This window comes from Shinella yambaruensis, from assembly GCF_050859155.1.
GTDB lineage: Bacteria > Pseudomonadota > Alphaproteobacteria > Rhizobiales > Rhizobiaceae > Shinella > Shinella yambaruensis.
In genome coordinates this window covers 248,805-267,888 of the sequence record NZ_CP150641.1, presented here as the reverse complement: position 1 = coordinate 267,888, position 19,084 = coordinate 248,805, and the positions used below count along the sequence as shown (strand labels likewise).

Genomic DNA, 19,084 nt, shown 5'->3' with positions numbered 1-19,084 from the left:
TGGAATTCGACCTTGCCGTTCTCCCCTTCTCCCCCGCGGGGAGAAGGTGGCCCGAAGGGTCGGATGAGGGGGTGGCTCTGACGGGTCGTCTGCGCCTTCGCCACCCCCCTCATCCGCCTGCCGGCACCTTCTCCCCGCGGGGGAGAAGGGGATGGGGCAACCGTTTTCCTCCATAGGCGATCGCCCTGCCTTTGTGGGAAAGAGTCCAGAGGAGGTCTTCAACCTGTGGGAGGAGGGGAGTTTTGCCTGCATCACCACCTACTCCGCCGCCGCCATCAGGCTTTCGAGCGCGATGAACAGCGCCCCGTCCTCGTTGCGCATGGGAATGGTCCTGACCGCTCCCTCGTCCGCCCCGAGCGCCTTGCCGGTCTCCAGCGATATCACCCAGTTGTGCAGCGGGCAGGTGACGGCCTTGGCGTGCACGATGCCCTGCGAGAGCGGCCCGCCCTTGTGCGGGCAATGGTCCTCGATGGCGAAGACCTCGTTTTCCGCCGTGCGGAAGACGGCGATCTTCCCCTCCGGCGTCTTCACGCAGCGCGCGCCGCGCAGGGGAATGTCGGCGATGTTGCCGATGGGAAACCAGGTCATGTCCGTGCTCCTCATTCCGCGGCCTCGCCGTAGCCGATGGTCGCCATCGGCCTGAATTCGTGTTTGTCCTTGCCGGAGACCCGCTCCGACCAGGGATCGACCTGCGCGAATTTCTGGGAGAAGACGAACCGGTCGTAGAAGGCCTTGCGCTTGTCGGCGTCGCCCATGATCTGGCGGCGGATCTCGTCGAGGCCGATGCGCTTGGCCCATTTGTAGATGCGCTCCAGATAGCGCGCCTGCTCGCGGTACATCTGCGTCAGCGCCACGATATGCTCCAGCGCCTCGTCCTCGGTCTTGACGAGGCCGAGCACCTCCGTGCCCTTGATGTCGAGGCCCGCCGCGCCCGCGAAATGGATCTCGAAGCCCGAATCGACGCAGACGACGCCGATATCCTTGCAGGTCGCCTCCGCGCAGTTGCGCGGACAGCCGGAGACGGCCATCTTCAATTTGGCCGGCGTCCAGGAGCCCCACATGAACTTCTCGATGCGGATGCCGAGCCCGGTGGAATCCTGCGTGCCGAAGCGGCACCAGTCGGAGCCGACGCAGGTCTTCACCGTGCGCAGGCCCTTGGCATAGGCCTGCCCCGAGATGAAGCCGGCCTTGCCGAGATCGGCCCAGACGGCGGGCAGGTCCTCCTTCTCGATGCCGAGCAGGTCGATGCGCTGGCCGCCCGTCACCTTCACCAAGGGTATCTCGAACTTGTCCACCACATCGGCGATGGCGCGCAATTCGCCGGAATTCGTCACGCCGCCCCACATGCGCGGCACGACGGAATAGGTGCCGTCCTTCTGGATGTTGGCATGCACGCGCTCGTTGATGAAACGCGACTGGTAGTCGTCGGCATATTCGTCGGGCCAGTCGCAGACGAGGTAATAGTTGAGGGCCGGCCGGCACTTGGCGCAGCCGCAGGAGGTCTTCCACTCCAGCTCCTGCATGACGGCGGGGATGGTCTTCAGCCCCTTCGCCTTGATCAGGCGGCGCACGTCGTCATGGCCGAGATCGGTGCAGCCGCACAGGGGCTGAACGGCGGCGGGGTTGTAGCTGTCGCCCAGCGTCAGCGTCATCAGCTGCTCGACGAGGCCGGTGCAGGAGCCGCAGGAGGCGGACGCCTTGGTGTGGGCGCGCACGTCGTCGAGCGAGGCCAGGCCCTTTTCCGTGATCGTCGAAACGATCTTCCCCTTGCAGACGCCGTTGCAGCCGCAGATTTCCGCATCATCCGGCAAGGCTGCAACGGCCGCCATAGGGTCCAGCGGGGCGCCCCCCTGATAGGCCTGGCCGAAGATCAGCGTCTCGCGCATCTCGGAAATGTCGGTCTGCTTCTTCTTCAGGTCGTTGAACCAGGCGCCATCGGCGGTCTCGCCGTAAAGCACCGTGCCGATGATGCGGTTGTCCTTCAGCACCAGCCGCTTGTAGACGCCGGCCGAGGCATCACGCAGCACGATTTCCTCGCGGTCGTCGCCGTCGGCGAAATCGCCGAGCGAAAAGAGCTCGATGCCGGTGACCTTCAGCTTGGTCGGCGTATCGGAATGCACGAAGGCGGCCGAGCGGTCGCCGGCCAGATGCGCGGCGGCGACGCGGGCCATCTCGTAGAGCGGGGCAACGAGGCCATAGACCATGCCGCCCACTTCCGCGCATTCGCCGAGCGCCAGGATGCTGCCGTCCGAGGTCTGCATGCCGTGATCGACGACGATGCCGCGGTTGACGGCAAGGCCCGCCTCCCTGGCGAGGCTCACGCTCGGCCGGATGCCGACGGCCATGACGACGAGCGTGGCGGGAATGACGCGGCCGTCGTCCAGCGCGATGCCCTCGACCTTGCCGTTGCCGACGATGGCCCGGGTGTTCGCCTTGCAGATGATCTTGATGCCGCGCCCTTCCAGCTCCCTTTGCAGGAGATAGCCGGCGGCGGGATCGAGCTGGCGGTCCATCAGCGTCGGCATGACGTGCAGCACCGTGACGTCCATGCCGCGGCCGGCAAGCCCGGCGGCGGCTTCGAGGCCGAGCAGGCCGCCACCGATGACGACGGCCTTTTCGCGCGACTGGGCGGCGAGCAGCATGGCCTGCACGTCGTCGAGGTCGCGATAGGTGATGACGCCGCGCATGTCGTTGCCCGGCACGGGCAGGATGAAGGGCACGGAGCCGGTGGCGATGACCAGCTTGTCGTAGCGTTCCGTGACGCCGTGATCGGAGGTGACGGTCTTCGCGTCGCGGTCGATGGCGACGATGCGGTGGCCCTTGTAGAGCGTGATGCCGTGCTTGATGTACCAGCCGTCGCCGTGGATGATGATCTCCTCATACGCCTTCTCGCCGGAGAGGACGGGCGAGAGCATGATGCGGTCGTAGTTCACCCGCGGCTCGGCGTTGAAGATGGTGACCTCGTACCGGCCCGGGGCCTTTTCGAGGAGGTGCTCCAGCATGCGCCCGGGGGCCATGCCATTGCCGACGATGACGAGTTTCTCGGTCATGGGATTTTTCTCAACGTTACGCGGCGACGGCGGAGACGGAGGGGCGCTCCATCTGGCGGATGGAAAGGTGCATCCAGAGGAGCGAGACGGCGACGACGGCGAAGAGCAGCAGGAAACAGCTCGACCACAGGCCGGTCGCGTCCTTCAGCAGGCCGAAGGCGATGGGCAGCACGAAGCCGCCGAGCCCGCCGACCATGCCGACCACGCCGCCGACCGGGCCGACGGCATCGGGGTAATAGGCCGGGATGTGCTTGTAGACCGCCGCCTTGCCGAGGCTCATGACGAAGCCGAGCACGAAGACGGTGACGATGAAGACGGCGGGCGTGACGCCGGACGGCAGCGACAGGACGAGCGTCGCGACCGCGGAAATGCCGAACATCCAGTACATGACGGCGCGCGCGCCCTTGCGGTCCGAAAGCATGCCACCGAGCGCGCGAAAGATGCTGCCGGGGATGGAATAGGCGGCGGCGACCATGCCGGCCGTCGCGATATCGAAGCCGTAGACGCCGACGAGGTAGCGCGGCAGCCAGAGCGCCAGCGCCACGAAGCCGCCGAAGGCGAAGAAATAATAGAGCGAGAAGCGCCAGACCTGCGCCTTCCTCAGCGGCGCGAATTCCTGCATGAGGCTGCGCTTGGGCGCCTTGCCGTCGCGGCGATTGCGGAAGGCCGGGTCGTCGCTGGTTGTGAACCAGAAGAGGCAGGCGGTAAGGATCAGCGCCGCCGCCCAGATTTCCGCCACCATCTGCCAGCCGGCGGCGACGAGCACGAAGGGCGCGAGGAATTTCGTCAGCGCCGCGCCGACATTGCCGGCGCCGAAGATGCCGAGCACCGTGCCCTGCTTTTCCGGCGGGAAGAAAGGCGAGACATAGGCGACGCCGACCGCGAAGGACCCGCCGGCAAGGCCGACGCCGAGCCCGGCGAGCAGCATCTGCGGGAAGGTCGCGGCATGCGAGAGCATGAGCGTCGAAAGCGCCGCCGCCAGCATGGTCAGCGTATAGACGAGGCGGCCGCCATAACGCGGCGTCCAGACGCCGAGCAGGATGCGCACCAGCGAGCCGGTGAGGATAGGCGTGCCGACGAGGAGGCCGAACTGGGCTTCGGTGAGCCCGAGGTCCTCCTTGATGCGGATGCCGATGATGGCGAAAATCGTCCAGACGGCGAAACAGATGGTGAAGGCGAAGGTGGACATCCAGAGCGCGACGGCAGGTTCGCGCGGGGACAGGGGCTGCTTGATCTTTGACATGGCGTCTCCGGGGCCCGACAAGGTCGTGCCGCTCCATCTTTGAGGGTGAAAAACAAAAAGCCGCTGGCCAGGTTCTTTTCGCGCGACACGAGGGAGGCCATGTGCGCGAAAAACCCGATCAGCGGCTTTGCTGGTGGCGCCCGTCGTTGGACGCCGATATCGTGGCCCGAAGGCCTATGGAGAGAAAAGCAATCGGCGTGCCAAGTCGGCAAACGATTGATTTAATTCATGTCCTGAAAGACCGCGTGCCGGCATGCGCACAGGCTATCGGCAAAGCGGCGCCAAATTTTGTGCACTGCGCATAAAATAGGCGTCAGCGCGATTGCGCTGCGATATAGCCATCGACGTCGTCGGGATCGAAGCGCCCGCCGTCGAAGAAGCCGTCGGGGCCGAGCGTCAGCGCGCCGGAGGAGCCGACGGGGGTTTCCGCGGTCAGCGCGCCCTCCACCTTGGCGCTCGCCGAGGGCATGGCGATGCCGAGCGCCTTCAGCGCGGCGCGGTAGACATCCGGGCGGTAGGTCTCAGCGGCGACCTGACGGTTCGCCTCGGTGTGCGCCACCTGCCGCCAGCGGACCATCTGGGTGTAGAACCACAGCGCATGGCTCTTCCAGGGGAAGGTGGCCGCCTTGGCCTGCGGCACGAAGAAATCGCCGACCGTGCCCACCGCGCCGCCGCCGACCGGCAGGACGCCGGTGAGGGCCGGCAGCAGGAGGTCCGGTTCGCGCCCGACATAGGCGGGCAGCGCCAGCAGCGAAGCGAGTTCCGCATGGTTGCGCGGCTCGCCGCACCAGATGGCGGCGTGATGCAGCGCGACCAGCAGGGCGGCGAGCGCCTCCGGGTTCGCCTCGCCCCAGCCCGCATCGACGCCGAGCACCTTTTCCGGGCTCGACTTCCAAATCGCCGCCGTGACGGTGGCAAGATGCGCGCCGCGTTTCAGGACGCCGAACGTGTTCCACGGTTCGCCCGCGCAATAGCCGTCGATGAGCCCTTCGGCGAGCGCATCGCCCATATCCGGCGGCGGCAGGACGAGGATGTCGATCTCGCGGTCCGGATCGATGCCGCTCGCCGCCAGCCAGTAGCGCAGCTCGTAATTGTGCCCGGAATAGGGATGCACGACGCCGAAGCGCAGCGGCTCGCCCCTGCGCCCGTCGATGACCCGGCGCAGCGCAGCGCCGTTTTCGCGCGCGTCGAGGTCGGCGGTCGCGCCCGCCTCGGCCATTGCCTGCCAGAGCGCCGCCGAGACCGTGACGGCGTTGCCGCCGAGGCCGAGTGCCATGGGCACGATCATCTTCGGGGCCGGGGCGGAAAGGCCGAGATTGCAGGCAATCGGCATGGGGCCGAGAATATGGGCGACGTCGAACTGGCGGACGGCGAGGCGATCGCGGATGCTCGCCCAGGAGCGCTCGCGCACCAGCGTGAGGTCGATCGACTGCGCCGCGGCAAAGCCCTTCTCCTTCGCGGCGACGAGGAGGGCGCTGTCGAGCAGCGGCACGAAGCCGGCGGTGATGGCGTGGCGCGTCGTCATGTCTTCACTCCCGGATCGAGCAGGCTCGCTGCCGTGACGAGGCTTTGGGCGATCTCGGCGATCTTGCGGTTCTGGTTCATCGCCGTGCGGCGCAAGAGCGCATAGGCCGCCTCCTCGGACAGCCCGCGCGAGCGCATCAGGAGGCCCTTGGCGCGGTCGATCACCTTGCGGTTCTCCAGCTCGCTGCGCGTCTCCTCCAGTTCGCGGCTGAGACGGGAGAAGGCGTTGAAGCGGCTGATCGCCATTTTCAGGATCGGCCGCACGCGCTCCTGCTTCAGCCCGTCGACGATATAGGCCGAGACGCCCGCCTCCACCGCCGCCTCGATGGAGGCCTCGTCGGACTTGTCGACGAACATGGCGATGGGGCGCTGGATGGCGCGTGTCAGCTGGAAGATGCTCTCCAGCATGTCGCGGTTGGGGTTTTCCAGGTCGATGACGATGACGTCGGGATTGAGCTCGGCGATGCGGCGGGCAAGGCCCTGCATCTCCTCGACCACGGTCACGGCATAGCCGGCATCGCGCAGCCCCTCCTCGATGATGGCGGCGCGGATGCGGTTCTCGTCGATGACCAGTACGTTCAGTGCGCCCGGTTGCATGTCCCCACCGTGTCGGCGTGAAGGTTTCCCGCAGATGCCTCCGAATGGCCGGGAAAATCAAGCCGCAAAGGGGCCAAAAAAAATGGGCCAGCGGAAACCGCGGCCCATGAAGTGTGAAGGTCAAAAACCTCCAGAGGGGAACAGCTGATGCGGCGGCACTGGGAGGAAAACCGCCGTGTGCATCAACTGAGGGCACTATGCGATTTTTTTGACCATATGGGAAACATTTATTGTGCAATGCAGCTATGCAAATGCCGCGTTGCTTCTGCCGGCGACGCGGCGTGCCCGATTTTTGCGCAGGCGTGTCGGATGGCGACGGCAGCAGCACGCCGCCCGTCTGGGGCACACCACTACCCCCGGTGCCACCAGGGCGCACGATGGTGCCGTTTTCCCCTTCTCCCCCACGGGGAGAAGGTGGCCCGAAGGGTCGGATGAGGGGTAAGCACGCCGTCTTCCGCCTGCGCCGCCCCCTCATCCCGCTGCCGCGACCTTCTCCCCGCGGGGGAGAAGGGGCAGGAGGCACGCTTCCAGTTCCCTATGCGATTGCCCTGCCGGCGCCCCCCCCCCCGCACAGCGTGCCGCCCGGCGCCAGCGATTTGCCCGTTGCAGCGGCTGGACCTCTTCAACCGCGCAGTGCCGATTTCCTCGAACGGCTTCAATCCGCGCCGTAATGCGCGGCGACAGCCGCGGCCGCGGCGGCAAGATCCGCCGGGGCGCCGCATTTCTGCAGGGCGATGCCATAGGCAAGCACATTGCCGAGCACGCTATCGAAGCGCGCGCGGCGGCCCGTATGGTTGAGCCGCACCAGGCGCGCGGCGCCGGGGCCGATGCCGGCGGACAGCTCCATGTCGAGCGGCACGGCGGCGGCAAGAAAGGTCTCGGGATCGACGGCCTCGGGCAGCGCCGCGGTGGTGACGAGATGGGACGCCCGGCCGAAATCCGCCCAGGGACAAGCGCCGAGCGCCAGGAGACCGTCGCGCGACGCCGCCGCCGCCCGGGCATGGCGGGCGAGCACGGCGTCCGCCCCCTCCGCCTCGAAGCGGTCGAGCGCGGCCTCCAAAGCGAAGAATTCCAGCGGCGCCGCCGTGCCGGGAAGCGCGCCGCGCCCGCTGTCGAGCCAGTCGCGGCGGTCGAGCAGGGAAAGCGTCGAGCTGCGCCGCCCGCCCGCCGCCGAAACCAGGGCCCAGGCCGCCCGGCCGACCGACAGCGCCGAGACGCCGGCCGGCCCGGCCAGCGATTTCTGCGGGCCGATCACCGCGATATCGATGCCGAGCGCGTCGACGTCGAGCGCATGCCCGCCCACCGAGGCGACCGCATCGACGATCGTCACGATGCCGCGGGCACGGGCCGCGGCGGCAATCTCCGCCAGCGGATTGAGCACGCCGTTCGCCGATTCGGCATGGCAGAGGATGACGGCCTTCACTTGGGGATGGGCGTCGAAGGCCGCCTCCACGCTTTCAATGTCGATGGGCAGGGCGGGTTCGGCCGAGAGCGTGACGACGTCCGCGCCGCCGCGCCGCAGCCAGTCGCCGAACCAGGCGCCGAACGGGCTGGTGACGATGTTGAGCGCCGTCAGCCCCGGCCGGGCGATGCTGGTCGCCACCGCCTCCAGCGCCACGACGGCCTCCGTCTGGAAGAGGAGGATGTCGTTGCGGGTCTTCAGGATGCGGGCGAGCCGGTCGGCGAGCGGGCCGAGGCGGTGGGGCGGGAAATCGGGGACATCGTTCAGGGCGTTCCAGCGGTCAGCGGCCATCGGGGCTTTCCTTGCTTTCCTGGGGTAGGAGGCGCGGCACGGCGCGGATGAGGGCGCGGGCGGCGGGCGATTGCGGATCGGCGATGACGCGGCCCGCCGGCCCGCATTCGACGATGCGCCCGGCCTCCATCACGGCGATGCGGTGGGAGAGCGCGCGCAGCACGGCAAGATCATGCGAGACGAAGAGATAGGCGATGCCGCGCTCTTCCTGCAGCGTGGCGAGCAGGTGCAGGATGCGTTCGCGCACCGAGACGTCGAGCGCCGAGACCGCCTCGTCGAGCACGATCAGCGCCGGGCGCGTGGCGATGGCGCGGGCGATGGCGACGCGCTGGCGCTGGCCGCCGGAGAGGTCGCGGACCGCGCGGCCGGCATAGGCGGCGGGCACGCCGACACGATCGAGCAGGGCCGCGATCTCGCGCGGGCGCTCGCCCTTCGGCACCACCGCGTGGATGCGCAGGGGATCGTCGAGCGCGGCGGCGACGGTGGCGCGCGGATTGAAGGCGCCGGAAACGTCCTGGAACACCATCTGCATGCGGGCGCGGCGGCGGCGCAGGTCCGCGCCCGAAAGGGCGAGCCAGTCCTCGCCGGCGAAGCGCACGCTGCCGCCATCGGGCGGCACGAGCCGGGTGAGGATGCGCGCCAGCGTGGACTTGCCGCTGCCCGAGGCGCCGGCAAGGCCGAGCGTCTCCCCCGCCGCAAGGCTGAGGGAGACATCGCGCAGCGCCTCCACGGTGCGGCCGCCGGAGGAAAAGCGCTTGCCAAGATTTTGCGCGACGAGAAGGCTCATGCGCGGATCTCCCCGACCAGCGGTGGGGAGACGAGGTCGCGGTGGCTGGCGACCAGCATCTTCGTATATGTTTCGCGCGGTGCGGCCAGTACGGCCGCCGCCGGGCCGGTTTCGACGAGCGCCCCGTCCTTGAAGATCGCCACCCGGTCGGCGAAGCCGGCGGCCAGCGCGATGTCGTGGGTGATGAAGACGAGCGTCATGCCCGCCCCGCGCACCAGGTCGTCGAGCAGCGCGACAATCTCCGCCTGCACCACCATGTCGAGCGCGCTGGTCGGCTCGTCGGCGATGACGAGGCCCGGGCGGGCGGCGAGCGCGGCGGCGATCGCCGCCCGCTGGCGCTGGCCGCCGGAGAGCTGGTGCGGATAGGCGGCGAGCAGCTTTTCCGGCTCGGGAAGGCGCACCCGCTCCAGCATGTCGAGCGCGCGGGCGCGGGCCTCGGGCCGGGAGAGGCCGAGATGCCGGCGCGCGCCTTCGGCCACCTGCTCGCCGATCGTCAGCACCGGGTTGAGGCTGGCGGAGGGGTCCTGCAGCACGAAGCCGAGATCGCGGCCGGCAAGCGGCGCGGCGCCCGCCGCCCAGTGCACCGTGCCCTCCACCTCGGCCCCTTCGGGCAGGAGCCCGGCCAGCGCCCGCGCGAACGTGCTCTTGCCCGAGCCGCTCTCGCCGATGATCGCCAGCCGCTCGCCGGCGCGGATCGCAAGGTCGAGGTTCGTCAGGGCCGGTGTCTCCTGGCCGCGATAGGTGACGGAGAGGTTTTGAGTTTCGCACAGCACATCTTCCTGCCTCCGTTGAGCAGGACGATCGCTTTCAGCGCCGACACCCCCCTCTGCCCTGCCGGGCATCTCCCCCTCAAGGGGGGAGATTGGATGGAGGGCCGTTTCACCTACCTCCGGCGCTTCCGGTTGAGCAGGGTTCCCGCCGCTTGCCGATCTCCCCCCTTGAGGGGGAGATGCCCGGCAGGGCAGAGGGGGGGATTTGCCGACGCGCCGTGGTTTCTTCCTTTCGACACTCGCTTCCCCCGCAAGCGCATTGGTCAGCCCCTCGCTGAGCAGGTAGACGCCGACCACCGTGGCGACCAAAGCGAGGCCGGGGAAGATCGACAGGAAGGGCGAGGAGCGCAGGACGTTTCGTCCCTCGGCGATCATCGAGCCCCAGGTGACGACATTGGGATCGCCGAGGCCGAGGAAGGAGAGCGCCGCCTCCGTCAGGATGGCGGTGGCGACGATGATGGCCGAGAGCGCCAGCACGGGGGGAAGCACATTGGGCAGGATTTCGCGCAGGGCGATCTCCACCGGATGCATGCCGGCAATACGCGCGGCGGCGACATAGTCCCGCCCGCGCACGGACAGCACCTCGGCGCGGGTGAGCCGCGCGGGATCGGCCCAGGCGCCGAGCGCGATGGCCAGCACCACGACCGGCACCGAGGCGCCGACGACGCTGACGAAGGCGAGCGCCAGGAGGAAGCTCGGCACGATCTGGAAGGCATCGACCACGCGCATCAGCGCCTCGTCGGCAATCCCCCCGGCAAAGCCCGCCGCAAGCCCCACCGAAAGGCCGATCGCCAGCGCCGCCAGCGCCGCGGCGAGGCCGACGAAGAGCGAGGTGCGCGCGCCGTGAACGATGCCGGCCAGGACGTCGCGGCCGAGCCGGTCGGTGCCGAGCGGAAAGGCGGGATCGGTGAAGGGCGCCGTCAGCGCCCGGCCGGCGATCTTCAGCGGATCGCCGGGGAAGAGGACGGGCGCGAGCAGCGCGAGAAGCGCGAGCAGGACGAGGATCGTAAGGCCGGCCGCCGCCTCCGGCCGGCGCAGCATGTCGCCGACAAGCTTCATGCGCCGCGCTCCGCGGCGCCGACGCGCGGATCGAGCGCGGCATAGACGATGTCGACGAGGAGGTTGACGAGGATGACCAGCACGGCGCTCACGACGATGATGCCGCAGAGCAGCGCCGCATCGCGCCCGCTCACCGCCTCCTGCGCCAGGCGCCCGAAGCCGGGAATGGCGAAGATGCTCTCGATGACGACGCTGCCGCCGAGCATGGCGGCCGCCTGCAGGCCGAGCATGGTGATAAGCGGCAGGAGCGCATTGCGCGCCACGTGGCGCAAGACGATGCGGGCACGCGAAAGCCCCTTGGCACGGGCGAATAGCACGAAATCCAGCCGCCAGATGCCGGCCATGCCGGCGCGCATGACGCGCAGGAACAGCGCGGCATAGATGAGCGCCAGCGTGCCGACGGGCAGGACGAGATGGGCCGCGATGTCGGCGGCGCGGGAAAGGCCCGTGCGGCCGGAGGCGATCGTCTCGATGCCCGAGGTGGGCAGCCAGCGCAGTTGCACGGCAAAGACGATGGCGAGCACCAGGCCGAGCCAGAAGCCCGGTATGGCATAGACGACCAGCGAGAGGGTGGAGAGCAGCCGGTCGCGCAGGCTGCCCGGCCGCGCGCCGGCGAGGATGCCGAGCGTGGAGCCGAAGGCGAAGGCGAGCGCGGTGGCGCTTCCCATCAGGAGCAGCGTGTTCGGCAGGCGCTCGATGATCAGCCCGAGCACCGGCCGGTCGAAGGCGACGGACCAGCCGAGATCGAGCCGGGCGAGCGCGGAGAGATAGAGCCACAGCCGCGCCGCCATGGACTGGTCGAGCCCGTAGGCCTGCCGCAGCGCCTCGGCGATCGCCGCATCCCCGCCGCCGATGGAGAGCAGATAGGCATCGACCGCATCGCCCGCCGCCGTTTCCAAGAGCAGGAAGGTGAGGATGACGACGATCAGCAGGACGGGAATGCTGCTGAGGGCACGGCGCGCGGTGAGGCGGAGGGCGCGGGTCACGGGTGGCGCCGGATGGGCGGCGTGGTAAGGGAACCACCCCCCTCTGCCCTGCCGGGCATCTCCCCCACAGGGGGGGAGATCGGGAAGAGGCAAGAGCCTCGCTCAAACCGCGTAGTGGAAGATGGGCGAGACGGCGCTCCATTCGATCTCCCCCCCTGTGGGGGAGATGCCCGGCAGGGCAGAGGGGGGTGCTGGCGTCCCATGCGGTTACCATTTATCCCGAGAAGATAAGAGCTGTTCACGAAAGCGCCCGTCATGGCCCCGCCGTCACGTCTTGAGCGCGGTATCGGCCCAGTTCGACACCGCCCAGCGCGGGTTGCTGGCGACGTTGAGCACGCTGTCGCGCGCCACCGTGATGAAGCCCCATTCGGCGACGTTGATCAGCGGCAGGTCGGCGGCGACCAGTTTCTGGAACTGGCGGTAGAGCGCGGTGCGGGCCGCCGTGTCGATCGTCTCGGCCGCCTTTGCGATGACGGCGTCGAGCTCGGCATTGGCATAGCCGCCCTGGTTGGAGAAGCCGACGCCGGCCGGAATGCCCGACTGCACGAGGATGGTCGTGGAGATCGCCGGGTCGCCGCGGAAGACCGGCGGGGCGACGGCAAGGTCGAAATCGTGGCCGGTATAGACGGCCTTCTGGTGCGCGGCCGAATCCGCGTTCACCAGTTCCGCATCGATGCCGATGGCGGCAAGCGCCTGGCGGAGATAGTCGCCGAACTGGCGCGTCTCGTTGAAATAGGGCGCGGGGCGCAGCTTCAGCGTGAAGCGCGTGCCGTTCGCATCCTTCGCATAGCCGGCCTCGTCGAGCAGGGCATTGGCCTTGGCGACATCGAAGGCATAGGACGGCACGTCGGCCTCGTAGAATTGCGGCGCGTTCTTCGGCACCGGGCCGGTGGCGGCTTCGGCATAGCCGAGGAAGATGGTGTCGACGACGAAGGTCTTGTCGATGGCGTGGGCGATCGCCTGGCGCACCTTGAGGTCGGCGAGCTCCTTGCGGCGATGGTTGATCTCCACGACGAGCTGGTAGGTCAGCGCCTCGTAGCCCCTGGTGACGACCGCAAGGCCCGGCACCTTGGAGATGCGGTCGAGATCGGCGAGCGGCACGGCGGAGAAGGCGGCGAGCTGGATCTCCTCCGCCTCCAGCGCCGCGCCCGCCCCGGCGCGGTCCGGCAGCACGCGGAAGATGATCTCGTCGAGCTTCGGCTGGTCCTTATCCCAATAGGCCTCGTTGCGCGTCAGGCGGTAATATTCGCCCGGCTTGTATTCGGCGAAGCGGAAGGGGCCGGTGCCGACGAGCTGGGTGTTCGCCGGGTTCGTCGCGATATCCGTGCCCTCGTAGAGATGCTTCGGGATGACGCTGCTGACGACCGGCAGGGCGTTGCGGATGAGCTGGAGCGGCGTGGGCCTGGAAAAGCGGAAGATGGCGGTGGCGGCATCCGGCGTTTCGACGGCCTCGAGATGGGCGAAAACGATGCGGCCGAGATTCTGCAGCGGCTTCCAGACTTCAAGTGCCGAAAAGGCGACATCGGCGGAGGTGAAGGGCTTGCCGTCGTGCCAGGTCACGCCCTCGCGCAGGCGGAAGGTGACGGAAAGGCCGTCGTCCGATCCTTCCCAGCTCGTCGCAAGGCGCGGCGACAGTCCGTCCTCGCCCGCAAAGGCGGCCTCGGCCAGCGGCTCGATAACCTTGCTGGCGACGAAGAACACGCCGTTGGAGGCGACGATCGCGGGGTTGAGGTTCTTCGGCTCGGAATCGGCCGCCACCACCAGCCGGCCGCCGGCCGGCGCGCTCTCGGCAAGGGCGATGGCCGGCAGCGCCGTCGAGGCGAGAAGGGTGGCCCCGGCCTGCAAGAACGAGCGCCGGGTTGGGTTCGCGATCAGCATCTTTGTCTCCTGCGGTCAGCGTCTGCTGCCGATATTGGCGGCGATTCGCCGGTTAACATAGGCAGGAAATTCTTCTCTTGCCGTCGGCAACAACAAAATCTTGTCCGGGTGACATTCCGCCGCCGCATGCCCATTGCGGGCGGCGGAAAATCGCGCTGCCGGGCTGCCTGCCGCTGCGTCAGGGCGAAACCTGCCTGAGGCCGCGAAGGGCCTCCTCCACGTCGCGCCGGGCCTCGGCCGCCTCCGGATAGACGGCATAGGCCGGATAGGGGAATTCGGGTGCGTCCTCCACCCGTTCGAGGTCGCCCGCCGCCAGATGCGGCGCAACCGTTCCCTTGCGGAAATAGCCCATGCCGCCGGTGCGCAGGATATAGTGGAGGGCGAGCGGGCCGAAATCCACCTTCAGCGCCGGCTCGGCAAAACCCGCCGGCCCGAAGCCGCCCTGCCCGGCAAAGCGCGGCCCCCAGTCGACATGCACATAGTCCGGCGCGCCGCTCTCCTGCGGGCCGGCCGGCCTGCGCACCAGCACGAGCCGTTCCTCCTCCACCAGCTCGACCTTGAAGCCCGGCATCAGCTTCGGCGCATAAAGCACGGCGATGTCGAGCACGCCGGTGCGCAGCTGTTCCAGCAGCTGGTCGGGCACGCCGACGGCGGCGTGGATGGCGATTTCGGGGCAATTGCCCTTCATCCAGACCAGCCAGTCGAGCAGCAGCGGGTTCCACAGGCTCATCTCGCCGCCCACCGCCACGACCGATGTCCGGCCGGGCGGCACGGTGAGCTGCTGGCGCGCCCGCTCCCAGACCTGGACGAAGGATTGCGCGAAACGCTCGAATTCGCGGCCGGCCGCCGTCAGCGCCGCGCCGTTGCGCGTGCGCACGAAAAGCTTGCGCCCCAGCGCCTCCTCCAGCGTGCGGATGCGCGCGCTCACCGTCGTCTGGGTGATGTGCAGCCGCTCGGAGGCCTTCAGGAAGCTGCCGGTATGGACGATCTCGAGGAAGGTGCGCGCCCGATCGATATCCATGAGGCTCCCCATTGAGTGCAATTATTTTGTCTTCATACAGCATTTAATTCCGTTTGCCTTCCTTCTTCCCGCCGGCCCACACTCCTTTCAGGCAACAGGGCCGACAAAGGCGGGGAGAGGTGCCGGCTCCCCCGCTGCACCCGGCCGCACACAGGAAAGGCGCATGCGATGTCCGAACACATCCTCGGCGAAACGGAACACCGGCCGGGCCTTGCCGCCCGCTGGCTGTTCTCCACCAACCACAAGGACATCGGCACGCTCTACCTCCTCCTCTCCATGCTGTCGGGCATCCTCGGCACCGGGCTTTCGGTGGCGCTGCGCATGGAGCTGCAGGCGCCAGGCCTGCAAGTCTTCTCCGATCCCGGCGTCTTCAACGTCGTGGTCAGCGCGCACGGGCTGGTGATGATCTTCTTCGTCATCATGCCGGCGCTGATCGGCGGCTTCGGCAACTGGTTCATCCCGATCATGATCGGCGCGCCGGACATGGCCTTTCCGCGCATGAACAACGTGTCGTTCTGGCTGCTCGTCGCCTCGCTCGCGATGTTCGTGCTGTCGATGTTCGTGCCGGGCGCCGCCGGGGTGAACGGCCATGGCGGCGGCTGGACGCTCTATCCGCCCTATTCGAGCGACGGCCAGCCGGGGCCGGCGGTGGATTTCGTCATCCTGTCGATCCACCTGTCCGGCGCCTCGTCGATCCTCGGGGCGATCAACTTCATCACCACGATCCTCAACATGCGCGCGCCGGGCATGACGCTGCACAAGATGCCGCTCTTCGCCTGGGCGATGCTGGTCACCGCCTTCATGCTGCTGTTCTCGCTGCCGGTGCTGGCGGGCGCCGTCACCATGCTCATCACTGACCGCAATTTCGGCACGACCTTCTTCCAGCCGGCCGGCGGGGGCGACCCGATCCTCTACCAGCACCTGTTCTGGTTCTTCGGCCATCCGGAGGTCTACATCATGATCCTGCCGGCCTTCGGCATCGTCAGCCACGTCATCTCGACCTTCTCGAGAAAGCCGATCTTCGGCTATCTCGGCATGGCCTATGCCATGGTGGCGATCGGCGCCATCGGCTTCGTCGTCTGGGCCCACCACATGTTCACGGTCGGCCTGTCGCTGGACTCGCAGCGCTATTTCGCCTTCGCCTCCATGGTCATCGCCGTGCCGACGGGCATCAAGGTCTTCTCATGGCTGGCGACGATGTGGGGCGGATCGATCCGCTTCGCCACGCCCATGCTGTGGGCGACGGGCTTCGTGCTGCTCTTCACCATCGGCGGCGTCACCGGCGTGGTGCTCGCCAATCCGGGCATCGACCGCGTGCTGCACGACACCTACTACGTCATCGCGCATTTCCATTACGTGCTGTCGCTCGGCGCGGCCTTCGCCATCTTCGCCGCCTGGTACTACTGGTTCCCCAAGATGAGCGGCTACCGGATGAGCGAGACGCTGGGGAAACTGCATTTCTGGCTGACCTTCGTCGGCGTCAACCTCGTCTTCTTCCCGCAGCATTTCCTCGGCCTCGCCGGCATGCCGCGGCGCTATGCGGACTATCCGGATGCCTTTGCCGGCTGGAACCTCGTCTCCTCGGTCGGCTCCTACATCTCGGCCGCCGGCCTTGCCGTCTTCTTCTTCGCCGTCGCCGAAGCCTTCGCGCGCAAGCGCGTTGCGGGCGACAATCCCTGGGGCGAAGGGGCCGTTACCCTGGAATGGGCACTCTCCTCGCCGCCGCCCTACCACCAGTTCGCCGCGCTGCCGCTGATCCGCTAGCATTTCCAGCCGAAGCAAAGTCGCTTCGGCGTCGGACAATGCGGCAAACAAGGATCTAGGGCGGCAAGGCGGCTCTCAGACCTGGCCTTCGGGCCGCAGGAAGCGCCGGACCATGGTGGTGATCAGCGCCCGGCTCTCGTCGAAGCGGATGCCGGGCACCATCAGCGGCAGCATGGGGGCGGCGTCGACGATGGCGATCAGCATGGCGCTGGTGTGTTCCGGATCGAGCGCCGGATCCACCTCGCCGCGCGCCTGGCCGGCCTTCAGCACCTGCGACAGGAGCACGCGCACGCCGTCGGTGTTGCGGGCGAGGATGGCGCGCACCCGCTCGTTGCGCCCCGCTTCCGCCAAAAGCTCGAACAGGATGCGACAGTGGGCGGTGTCCTCCCAGCTCTCCATGCTCCAGATCTCCGAAAGCAGCACGGTCGCGGCATCGCCCGTCTCCCGCTGCCGGCCGAAGACGCCGTGCAGGCGCGCGAGGTATTCGTCCGCCATCTGCTCGACGATCGCCTCCTTGCTGGGGAAATAGTGGTAGAGATGGCCGGGGCTGATGCCCGCCTCCTTGCAGATCATCGAGACCGACGCGCCCTGCAGCCCGTGCCGCAGGAAGCAGCGATGCGCGGCCTCCAGGATCTCGTGGCGTTTTCCCTCGTGCTGCTCGGGAACAAGCTTGCGTGCCATGCGGTCTCCAAAAATAGAATGATCGCTCTATCTATCTTGACGGAACGGCGATCATAATTAGAATGAACGCTCAATCTATGGTGAAACCACCGCCCCGTCCAGCCTCGCGCCGCTGGAAAGGGAGGGCTTTGCCGAAAAGCGGAGTGTCATGTCCCAGTCGATCCTTTCCCCGTCCCTCTCCTCCCGCCTCGCCGCGCTGCTCGCCTGGCCGCTCGCGGCGTTCTTCCTGTTCGGCGCCTATGGCAACGCCTTCCTCTCCGCCGACAATGCGGCGGCCTATGAACGCTGGGGCTATCCGGGCTGGTTTCCCTTCCTCACCGCCGCCCTTGAACTTGCGGCCGCCCTGCTGCTGATCCCCGTTGCCACGCGCCGCCTCGGCGCCGCGCTCGGCACGGCGGTCATGGCGGCGGCGACCCTCACCACCCTCGTCAACCAGGATTATGCCCACATGACGGCCCCCGCCATCGTGCTGGTCGTCTCGCTTATCGTGCTAGCCGTCTCGCGCCCGCGCACCTGACCGTTTCCCCCGGAGCATTCCCATGAAAGAACCGCTGACATCGGCCGGCCCGGCCGATCCCTCGCCTGCGCCCGGCGCACACCTCGACACCTGGTCGGACCTCCTGTCCGGCCGCCATCTCGTCATCGTCGCCATCCTGGCGAGCGGCGTGCTGCTCTATGCGATGAACCTCTATTTCACCGCGGCCCTGATGCCCTCCATCGTCGCCGACATCGGCGGCCAGGCCTATTATGCCTGGGTGACGACGTCCTTCGTCGTCTCGGCCATCGTCGCCTCGCTCTTCGTCAGCCGCATGCTCGACTGGAAGGGGCCGGGGCCGGCCTATGTGCTGGCCTTCCTCGTCTTCGCGCTCGGCGCGGCCGGCAATGCCGCCAGCCCGACCATGGATCTTCTCATCGTCGGCCGCGTGGTGCAGGGGCTCGGCGGCGGGCTGCTCGCCGGGCTCGGCTATGCCGTGATCCGCGCGGCGCTGCCCGAGCGGCACTGGGCGCGGGGAACCGGCGCCGTCTCGGCCATGTGGGGCCTCGGCACGCTGTTCGGGCCGGCGCTCGGCGGCATCTTCGCCGAGCTCGGCCTCTGGCGCTGGGCCTATGGGGCGCTCGCCATCGTCGCGCTGCTCTTCGCCCTTCTCGCGCAGCGCGCCTTTGCCGGCATGGGCGGTTCGCCGCACCGTACGCCCGTGCCCGTCGCATCGCTCGTGCCGCTGGTGCTTGCCACCATCGCCATCAGCCTCAGCGCCATCGTGCCGATCGGCTGGCCGACGCTGGCGACCGTCGGCGCCGGCCTCGTGCTTCTCGTCCTCTTCGTGCTCGTCGAGCGGCGCGCGCACAACACCATCCTGCCGCGCATCACCTACCGGCGCGGCAATGCGCTGAAATGGGTCTATCTCACCGTCGCCGCGCTCAGCGCCGGCGTCATGGTGGAGACCTTCATCCCGCTCTTCAGCCAGCAGCTCGCCGGCGTCAGCCCGCTGGTCGGCGGCCTGCTCGGGGCGGTGCTCTCGTTCGCCTGGGTCATCGCGCAGCTCCTCGTCGTGTCGGTGACGTCGCCCGCCGGCCGGCGCCGCGCCGTGCGCGCCGGGCCGCTGCTGCTGACGGCGGGCCTCATCGCCTACGGCCTGTTGCAGGTGGCCGGCGCCGGCACGGGGCTGGTCGCCGCCTGGGTCGCGGTGCTGGCGCTGGCGGGCGTGGGCATCGGCCTTGCCTGGCCCCTGCTCGGCGTTGCCGCCATGCGCAGCACGCACGACCCGGCCGAGGGCGGCAAGGCGGCCGCGGCGATCACCACGACCCAGCTCATCGCCTTCTCCGTCACCTCGGCGCTTGCCGGCACGCTGATGGCGGCCGGCGGGGACGTGGCGGTCGATGCGGCGCGCTATGTCGTGCTCGGCATCGCGCTCCTGACGCTGCTCGGCATCCTCACCGCCGGCATCGCCACCCGGCGCTGAAACGAGAGAG

Annotated in this window: 15 protein-coding genes and 1 pseudogene; 3 read left to right on the top strand and 13 right to left on the bottom strand. The window is 68.4% G+C overall.

What is annotated here, in order from left to right; all coding sequences use genetic code 11:
- Nucleotides 1–258 precede the first annotated feature (258 nt).
- The 12 genes and pseudogenes from nirD to WMC41_RS28970 form a co-directional block, all read right to left on the bottom strand.
- Nucleotides 259–588 (bottom strand): nitrite reductase small subunit NirD, encoded by a 330-nt coding sequence (gene nirD, locus WMC41_RS29025; RefSeq protein ID WP_432349695.1) that lies wholly within the window; start codon nt 586–588, stop codon nt 259–261.
- Between the two features lie 11 nt (nt 589–599).
- A complete protein-coding gene (gene nirB / locus WMC41_RS29020; protein WP_432349694.1) occupies nt 600–3,050 on the bottom strand; it encodes a nitrite reductase large subunit NirB in 2,451 nt (816 codons plus the stop codon).
- A 16-nt stretch (nt 3,051–3,066) separates the two neighbouring features.
- Entirely contained in the window at nt 3,067–4,293 is a 1,227-nt protein-coding gene (locus WMC41_RS29015; RefSeq protein ID WP_244768932.1) for an MFS transporter, read from the bottom strand.
- A 313-nt stretch (nt 4,294–4,606) separates the two neighbouring features.
- Complete coding sequence (locus tag WMC41_RS29010) at nt 4,607–5,818, bottom strand: CmpA/NrtA family ABC transporter substrate-binding protein (protein WP_432349693.1); 1,212 nt, start codon at nt 5,816–5,818, stop codon at nt 4,607–4,609.
- The gene (locus WMC41_RS29005; RefSeq protein ID WP_432349692.1) at nt 5,815–6,414 is read right to left on the bottom strand and encodes an ANTAR domain-containing response regulator; all 600 of its coding nucleotides are present in this window, start codon (nt 6,412–6,414) and stop codon (nt 5,815–5,817) included. The genes WMC41_RS29010 and WMC41_RS29005 overlap by 4 nt, the downstream gene beginning before the upstream one ends.
- 655 nt (nt 6,415–7,069) lie before the next feature.
- Nucleotides 7,070–8,167, bottom strand: coding sequence for an aminotransferase class V-fold PLP-dependent enzyme (locus WMC41_RS29000; protein ID WP_432349691.1), 1,098 nt, complete (start codon nt 8,165–8,167; stop codon nt 7,070–7,072).
- Nucleotides 8,157–8,954 (bottom strand): ABC transporter ATP-binding protein, encoded by a 798-nt coding sequence (locus tag WMC41_RS28995; protein ID WP_432349690.1) that lies wholly within the window; start codon nt 8,952–8,954, stop codon nt 8,157–8,159. Before WMC41_RS28995 ends, WMC41_RS29000 begins: the two co-directional genes overlap by 11 nt.
- The gene (locus WMC41_RS28990; RefSeq protein ID WP_432349833.1) at nt 8,951–9,796 is read right to left on the bottom strand and encodes an ABC transporter ATP-binding protein; all 846 of its coding nucleotides are present in this window, start codon (nt 9,794–9,796) and stop codon (nt 8,951–8,953) included. The genes WMC41_RS28995 and WMC41_RS28990 overlap by 4 nt, the downstream gene beginning before the upstream one ends.
- 180 nt (nt 9,797–9,976) lie before the next feature.
- Nucleotides 9,977–10,783, bottom strand: a pseudogene (locus WMC41_RS28985) (ABC transporter permease); the annotation flags it as partial.
- Nucleotides 10,780–11,769 (bottom strand): ABC transporter permease, encoded by a 990-nt coding sequence (locus WMC41_RS28980; protein WP_432349689.1) that lies wholly within the window; start codon nt 11,767–11,769, stop codon nt 10,780–10,782. The gene WMC41_RS28980 and the pseudogene WMC41_RS28985, both read right to left, overlap by 4 nt.
- Nucleotides 11,770–12,036: 267 nt before the next feature.
- Entirely contained in the window at nt 12,037–13,647 is a 1,611-nt protein-coding gene (locus WMC41_RS28975; protein WP_432349688.1) for an ABC transporter substrate-binding protein, read from the bottom strand.
- Between the two features lie 178 nt (nt 13,648–13,825).
- Nucleotides 13,826–14,668 carry a LysR family transcriptional regulator gene (locus tag WMC41_RS28970; protein WP_432349687.1) on the bottom strand — a complete coding sequence of 281 codons (843 nt, stop codon included), beginning with the start codon at nt 14,666–14,668 and terminating at the stop codon, nt 13,826–13,828.
- Nucleotides 14,669–14,836: 168 nt separating this feature from the next.
- On the opposite strand from WMC41_RS28970, the gene ctaD reads away from it, so the two are divergent.
- Nucleotides 14,837–16,432: a cytochrome c oxidase subunit I gene (ctaD, locus tag WMC41_RS28965; protein WP_432349686.1), complete on the top strand. Its 1,596-nt coding sequence runs from the start codon at nt 14,837–14,839 to the stop codon at nt 16,430–16,432.
- Between the two features lie 75 nt (nt 16,433–16,507).
- On the opposite strand, the gene WMC41_RS28960 is transcribed toward ctaD, so the two are convergent.
- A complete protein-coding gene (locus WMC41_RS28960) occupies nt 16,508–17,113 on the bottom strand; it encodes a TetR/AcrR family transcriptional regulator (protein WP_432349685.1) in 606 nt (201 codons plus the stop codon).
- Nucleotides 17,114–17,261: 148 nt separating this feature from the next.
- Here WMC41_RS28960 and WMC41_RS28955 point away from each other — a divergent pair, with 148 nt between their 5' ends.
- Both WMC41_RS28955 and WMC41_RS28950 read left to right on the top strand, forming a co-directional pair.
- Nucleotides 17,262–17,630 (top strand): DoxX family protein, encoded by a 369-nt coding sequence (locus WMC41_RS28955; protein ID WP_432349684.1) that lies wholly within the window; start codon nt 17,262–17,264, stop codon nt 17,628–17,630.
- Between the two features lie 22 nt (nt 17,631–17,652).
- On the top strand, nt 17,653–19,074 hold the full coding sequence (locus tag WMC41_RS28950; RefSeq protein ID WP_432349683.1) for an MFS transporter: 1,422 nt from the start codon (nt 17,653–17,655) through the stop codon (nt 19,072–19,074).
- The last annotated feature ends 10 nt before the right edge of the window (nt 19,075–19,084 follow it).